General features: G+C 47.1%; 7 protein-coding genes. All 7 read left to right on the top strand.

Annotated elements, in window-relative coordinates:
- The coding region (locus LG211_RS16665; protein ID WP_465250811.1) for a hypothetical protein at positions 1–408 on the top strand (408 nt) is incomplete at its 5' end.
- 473 nt (positions 409–881) lie between these two features.
- Positions 882–1,304 (top strand): acyl-CoA thioesterase, encoded by a 423-nt coding sequence (locus LG211_RS16660; RefSeq protein WP_148396921.1) that lies wholly within the window; start codon positions 882–884, stop codon positions 1,302–1,304.
- Between the two features lie 317 nt (positions 1,305–1,621).
- Positions 1,622–2,056, top strand: a complete 435-nt coding sequence (locus LG211_RS16655; RefSeq protein ID WP_253020327.1) for a prepilin-type N-terminal cleavage/methylation domain-containing protein — start codon at positions 1,622–1,624, stop codon at positions 2,054–2,056.
- A 481-nt stretch (positions 2,057–2,537) separates the two neighbouring features.
- Positions 2,538–3,014, top strand: coding sequence for a prepilin-type N-terminal cleavage/methylation domain-containing protein (locus LG211_RS16650; protein ID WP_269478032.1), 477 nt, complete (start codon positions 2,538–2,540; stop codon positions 3,012–3,014).
- A 115-nt stretch (positions 3,015–3,129) separates the two neighbouring features.
- Positions 3,130–3,909 (top strand): prepilin peptidase, encoded by a 780-nt coding sequence (locus LG211_RS16645; protein WP_148396918.1) that lies wholly within the window; start codon positions 3,130–3,132, stop codon positions 3,907–3,909.
- Between the two features lie 314 nt (positions 3,910–4,223).
- Positions 4,224–5,423, top strand: a complete 1,200-nt coding sequence (locus tag LG211_RS16640; RefSeq protein ID WP_269478031.1) for a type II secretion system F family protein — start codon at positions 4,224–4,226, stop codon at positions 5,421–5,423.
- Positions 5,424–5,475: 52 nt separating this feature from the next.
- Complete coding sequence (pilM, locus tag LG211_RS16635; protein WP_148396916.1) at positions 5,476–6,357, top strand: type IV pilus biogenesis protein PilM; 882 nt, start codon at positions 5,476–5,478, stop codon at positions 6,355–6,357.
- The last annotated feature ends 18 nt before the right edge of the window (positions 6,358–6,375 follow it).

The raw sequence follows: 6,375 nt of genomic DNA, 5'->3' as shown, positions 1-6,375 counted from the left end.
TGCCGGGAGTATCTGGAGGATCTGCGAAGTCAGGGAGGAAAGGAGATTGCCATGACGGAAAAACTATTGCGAAAGGCCACGGCTGACGAGATCGTCCGTGAGCAGGCGATTGCGAGGGACAAATTCCGCTTACAGCAGCACTGCCGTGAAGTACAGTTAAAGAAAGGCCTGGCTCAGGCGTTTGAGGACGGACAGAAGGAAGGACTTGCCCAGGGAATCTCGCAAGGGATCTCAGAAGGAATATCACAAGGAATATCACAGGGAATCTTGCAAGGGATTTCACAGGGAAAGGAAGAAGGTCAGAAAGAGCTGGTGCGGAATCTGGCTGCCAGCGGCATGGAAAGACAGCAAATCGCCAGGATGGCAAAGCTATCTCTGGAAACGGTCGAAGCCTGGTTAAAAGGCTGATCAAATCTGCCGCCGGGTGGGACCGGCATCATTTGGGCAGACCAAGATTCTTCGATGAGGAAGTAAAATACAAAGTTTAAAAGTACCCACTTTTAAGCAAGCAGCACGGCAAAGCCGCCGAAGCTGGTTGCTTTTTTTATACGTAGGAAATAGGCAGCGATATTTCCGGATTATCAATGAAGCCTACTTCTTCTAAGAATCGGCGAAACCGACTTTATTATAGTCTGGGAGATATCGAATGCGTAGCATTTCCTAGGCTTTAAAAAAGGTTGCCTTGTGAAAGTGAGCGCAAAGCGCGAATAACGTTTCCGAAGGAAACTTTTTTCCAAATATGAAAGCAGGCCCGGAAAAACCATTGACTGACAAAGTGGCCGGATGGAATAAATATATTGTATACCTATATATATGTACTTTCTTTTTGACCGCAATTGATTATAATGAGGTAACACGAAAATTTTCAGGAGGGTAACATTATGAAAGAGTATAAAATATCGCATTTAATAAAGTCAGAGGATCTGAACCACCACGGTACGCTGTTTGCTGGGAGGACGGCGGAATGGCTGGTTGAAGCGGCCTTTATCGCAGCAGCGGCCACCCATGGCCGGCCGCAGGATGTTCTGTGCGTCAATGTACATGGGTTTACCTTTAAAAAGCCGGTTCAAAAGGGGGATATCCTCACCATCCACAGTCGGATCGTAAAGACTGGAAACACAAGCCTGATGGTTCATGTGAAGGCGTTGTGCGAGATCGACTCAGGACAGAATGTAGAAGGGTTCGTGACCTTTGTGTGTGTAGAACCGGATACTAAGAAAAAACGGCTCCATGGCATTGTTTTGGATGAGCCGGAAAATGAGGAAGAGGCGGCTTTGAGGGAGCGGGCGCTAAAGGTGAAGTAGGTGATTTAGAAAAAGGGCAGTTTTTACGGAAAACGGGTTGCATGGTAACATTTAGTTCCATGTAACCTTTTTTTGTGGTTCAACGTTATAATGTAATGAATAGACTTAAATATGTAACAGTTGGACAGGTATAGCTGCTCAACCGTTACAGCTGTGCGAGAGATGCGTGTAACTTTTGGCTAATAACGAGCTGCCAACCGCCAGCCCTATGAAAAAAGTGTCGAAGAGTGTTGTAAATTAAATGATGCGGAGTTATAATGACTTGTAACCAAACGGAATACATTATTATTAGTGAGCGGAGAGGGGAGAATTCCAAAATGTTTGAATTAGTAAATAAGAAAAGAAATGACCTGAAGAAGAATAAAAAAGGTTTTACCTTGGTCGAGGTTATTGTAGTGCTGGTTATCCTGGCGATCTTGGCGGCGATTTTGATACCGACCATGATTGGATGGATTAATAAGGCCAATAAGAAAACGGCTATTGTTGAGGCAAGAAGCGTTGAACTGGCGGCGCAGACTATTGTATCTGAGAATTCAAATACACTGTCAGGTGGTGCAATAACGTCGGAAGAGGCTGCAGGAAAAGAAATTATGGCGTTGTCGGAAGTTGAAGGGACGTTGGCAACGAATATCGTAACTGATGCTAAGGGAAAAGTAAAAAGTTTTACTTATATCGATTCAACAAATAAATATAAAGTTACATACAATGGAGATGAAAAAGGGGATAAAAAATTCGTCATAACAGATAATTAAGTCGTATTTTGAAAATAAAGGTTTAAGTCAGTAAAAGCCAAAGGCTGCCGCAACCAGCGATGAAGATCGCCAGGCGGCAGCCTTTTCTGCATGTAGAGGGAATGAGGAAGGCCCCATTGGGGAAGGGGCCGGATTGGAAGTAATGTGGTGGGTTTCTGCCGGAAGGCAGAAACCTGCCTTTAAGGGGAATTCCATATCTACCAGGGCGGATACAAAAAGTGAAAAAATATCTGGTTTTTGTATCAAATTTCAAGGCGTCCAGGCCCCAAAAGTCAGAAAACTTCCGCAGAGGACGAATTTGGCCTGAATTTGCTCTAGTCAGGGGCTGAAACGATTGGTAAAAGATACAAAAAACAATAAATTTTCAATGTTTATAACAAATATGCGCATTCTTCAGGAAGGGGTTAGCTGGACGGTCCCCCTTCCCAAAGGGACCCTGCCAGCCGAATGCTGGCAGGCAAATAGCATAGAGCCTCATAATATGAACGGAAAAATCATGAAAAACAGAAAATGGAACAACAAAGCAAAAGGCTTCACATTAGTCGAAGTTATTGTCGTGCTGGTAATCTTGGCGATTTTGGCAGCAATTCTAGTACCAACAATGATCGGATGGATTAAGAAAGCCAATGAAAAGACGGCTATTGCGGAAGCCAGGAATATTTTGATTGCTACTCAGACCATCGCCTCGGAAGCTGCTGGCGACACCAGTTCTATGATAAAAGGCAGTACTTTTATAATTGATGACGATCGACAATACTTGAGGCCAATCAAGACCGAGATTCTGGAATTGGCGGAGCTCTCGGATAAACGCGATATGGTAGGTGTAATCATGCTGAAAGATTATAAAGTTGACAACTTCACCTACAAAACAGAAGATGTCACCATAACTTACCATGCCCAGGCAGGCGGATCGGGTCAAAATACTTACGAAGCAGGGTTTACCGTAACGCCAAATTAGGATAAAATAAGAAGAACGCAGTTTTTGTCGAACGAACACGATGTACCTGCACTTTCAGAACAGGCAGCAAAAAAGCAAAACGACCAAATTTAAAACGAATGGAAAAGAGGGTTACATGGCGCAACTTTACATCGCATACGCAGTCATATACGGATTCGTTCTGATCGCGGGAATCTGCATCGGAAGTTTCCTAAATGTCCTCATATACCGCATACCAGAAAAGCTGAATTTTGCAAAAGGCCGATCCTTTTGCCCGGCCTGCGGACATGAGCTGAAAGCCATCGACCTGGTACCTGTAGTCAGCTTCCTTTTTCTCAGAGGGAAATGCCGTTACTGCGGGAACAAAATATCCTTTCGCTACCCACTCATCGAACTGTTGGGCGGAGCGCTGGCGCTGTGCAGCGTCTGCCGCTTCGGACTTACCTGGCAAGCGGCAGTGGTTTTTGCTTGTTCCTGCATCCTTTTGGTAATTGCCTTCATCGACATCGACACCATGGAAATTCCCAACGGACTGGTGCTGGCCCTGCTGCTTCTGGCCCTGGTCAGCCTGATTTGGTTTCGGAACATCACATGGCTGTCTGCGCTGATTGGAATGGCGGAGATTTCGCTTCCCATGGTGCTGATGAACCTGATCATCAAAGACAGCTTCGGCGGCGGCGACATCAAACTCTGCGCGGCCTGCGGCCTGATGCTGGGATGGCAGCAAATGCTGGCGGCGGCGCTGATCGCCCTGATCACAGGAGGCATCTACGGCGCCTATCTGCTGATCGCAAAGAAAAAAGGAAAAAAGGACCATTTCGCATTCGGCCCTTTTTTAAGCCTTGGAATTATCATGGCATTATTTGCGGGAACCATCCTGATCGACAGCTATTTGAGCATATTTAACCTGGCGTAGTGCCCGGCCGGAACGGACTGCCTGCTGACCGCACCATTGCATCATCGCAGAGCACGCAGGATCGCTGAGGGAGTGGTTTACCATAATGAAAACGGGCAATAACTGGCATAATTCGTGTAAATTTTGTGGGTTCGCGGGCCCAAAATCTGCGAATTTTGGCATATTGAACGAATTTTGCAAAATCCGGCCCCGCCAGCCTTAAAAATTACACGAATTTGATTAAAAATCATAAAATTCGTGTAAGAAATAGATTCAGCCAGGCCGGGCCGGCCTGTACAAACCGGCCAGTACACGAGCACGAGAGGAGAAAGACTGTGCCTGCATATCAATTTAAAGCAGCAAGACAAAATGGAAAAGCAGTAAAAGGCACCGCGCAGGCGGCGGACCCGGCGGCCCTCAGAGCCGACTTGAGAGAACAGGGGATTTTCCTGATTTCCTGCCAGGAGGCAAAAGACAAGCAGAACGCCAAAAAGATGAAAGCAAAACAACTGGCGGAATTCTGCAGAGAGCTGGGAATGATGATCAGCTCCGGTGTTCCTCTTATCCGGGCCATCAGCATCATGGCGCAGCGCGACGTCAAGCCGCAGATCAAAAAAGTCTATACAGACTTGTACCGGGACTTGCAAAAGGGCATGATGCTGTCGGAAGCCATGGCCGAGCAGGGAAACGTGTTTCCTGATCTTCTGATCAACATGTATAAAGCCAGCGAAAGCACAGGCGGCATGGATGTCACCTCCAAGAAGATGGCAGACCACTTCGAAAAAATGCATAAAATCAACCAGAAAGCCGTATCTGCGGCCGTATACCCCATCATATTGATGTCGGTAACGCTGGTTGTTCTGTTAGTAGTTTTTCTGGCCGTACTGCCGAAATTCTTCGAAATGTACCAGGACATGGATGCGGCTTTACCGGGCATTACCCAGTTCATGCTGGGACTGAGCATGGGAATTCAAAAACACTGGCTGGTCATATTGATCGTAGTGCTGATTTTGATTCTGGTCATTCGCGGAGTTGTAGCGCGGCCCAGGGTCAAAGCGGTGCTGGATAAAAAGAAGCTGGGAATTCCCATCGTGGGAAAGCTCCTGAGGACCATCTACACCTCCCGTTTTGCCAGAACCCTCAGCTCATCCTATTCCAGCGGTATTTCCATGATCAACGCCCTGGAAAACACCAGGGATACGATTGGCAACACCTACATAGCGGGTCAGTTTGACCAGTTAATCAGCGATGTGAGGGAAGGCCAGTCCCTATCCGATTCTATCGGAAAAATACAAGGAATTGACAATAAGCTGCCGGCCAGCATCCTCATCGGTGAAGAAACTGGGCGTCTGGACTCCATGCTGGAATCCATTGCCGACACCTTTGATTACGATGCAGAAATTGCTCTTCAGAGGATGACCACCTTGATGGAACCGGTGATGATTATCATAATGGCCATAGTAATCGGCTCGGTCATGATCTCGGTCATGCTGCCGCTGCCCACCTTATACAATGCCATCGGATCGGGAGCTTAAGAGCAAGGCAATCCCAGACTTCAAAATACAACCCCTGGAAATGAGGTAGAACATGGATACAGCGATTTATATTGGAAATGAAAAAATGCAAATGGTATGCGGTGCGAAAAAGAGCGGCTCTCTAGTAATCGACACCTATGCTCAGATCGATTTGCCAGAAGGCGCGGTTCTCAACGGCGTTATCACCAATGAGGAACTCTTTATCATGTCCTTTCGCCAGTTGATGACAGAGCATCCTGACATGCTGGACCGAAAGGTACGGCTGCTCATCGGCGGCGACCAGATTTTAACGAAAGTTTCCATAGCGCCCCGAATCTCAGAAAGACAGCTGCTTGAATGGGTCAAAGGCGAATTTTCCGAATCAGAGATTAGGGAAGACATGCTGTATGACTACCGGATTATTCGGGTTGACCAAGATGGCGACCTGGCACTGATCTGCGCGGCCCAGAAGGAAATGATCGGCTCCTATATCAACATCTTCGAGGAACTGGGCATTGAACTGGAAAGTATCGGCGCCGGACTGGACAGCCAGATCAAGCTGCTCAGCTTTCTGCCGGAAACCAGCCAGGACAGTTTTATCTTCCTGACACTGGACGGCAGCAGCCTTTACGCCAGCATTTACGTGAACGGCGTATTCCGTATTTCCAACTGGACCAGACTGTTCAGCGAGCGGAGCACGCCGGCTGTCAGCGGGGAGATCGAACGCATGGTATCCAACCTGATGCAGTTTTCCCACACAGAAGGATATGCCCAGGAAATCAAAAAAATCTATGTCTGCGGATGCAGGCGGGATGAGATCTTCTTATTTAAAAACATTACAGAACGATTTTCCCTGCCCACCGATCTGCTGAGGGATAAAACGGGGCTGATTGATGCAGGCGAGCAGCGAATCAGGGTCGATGAATATGTATATGCCATCGGAACTTTATTATAGAAAAGCGGAGAACAAGCG

The sequence above is a fragment of the Hominibacterium faecale genome (assembly GCF_020734085.1).
GTDB classification, from domain to species: domain Bacteria; phylum Bacillota; class Clostridia; order Peptostreptococcales; family Anaerovoracaceae; genus Hominibacterium; species Hominibacterium faecale.
Note: the sequence above shows the minus strand (reverse complement) of the source record. Positions and strands in the feature narration are given on the sequence as shown.

Bases quoted from the DNA above. Each gene is read 5' to 3' on its own strand.
- LG211_RS16660 (WP_148396921.1), top strand. From the start codon at position 882: ATGAAAGAGTATAAAATATCGCATTTAATAAAGTCAGAGGATCTGAAC.
- LG211_RS16655 (WP_253020327.1), top strand. From the start codon at position 1,622: ATGTTTGAATTAGTAAATAAGAAAAGAAATGACCTGAAGAAGAATAAA.
- LG211_RS16650 (WP_269478032.1), top strand. From the start codon at position 2,538: ATGAACGGAAAAATCATGAAAAACAGAAAATGGAACAACAAAGCAAAA.
- LG211_RS16645 (WP_148396918.1), top strand. From the start codon at position 3,130: ATGGCGCAACTTTACATCGCATACGCAGTCATATACGGATTCGTTCTG.
- pilM (WP_148396916.1), top strand. From the start codon at position 5,476: ATGGATACAGCGATTTATATTGGAAATGAAAAAATGCAAATGGTATGC.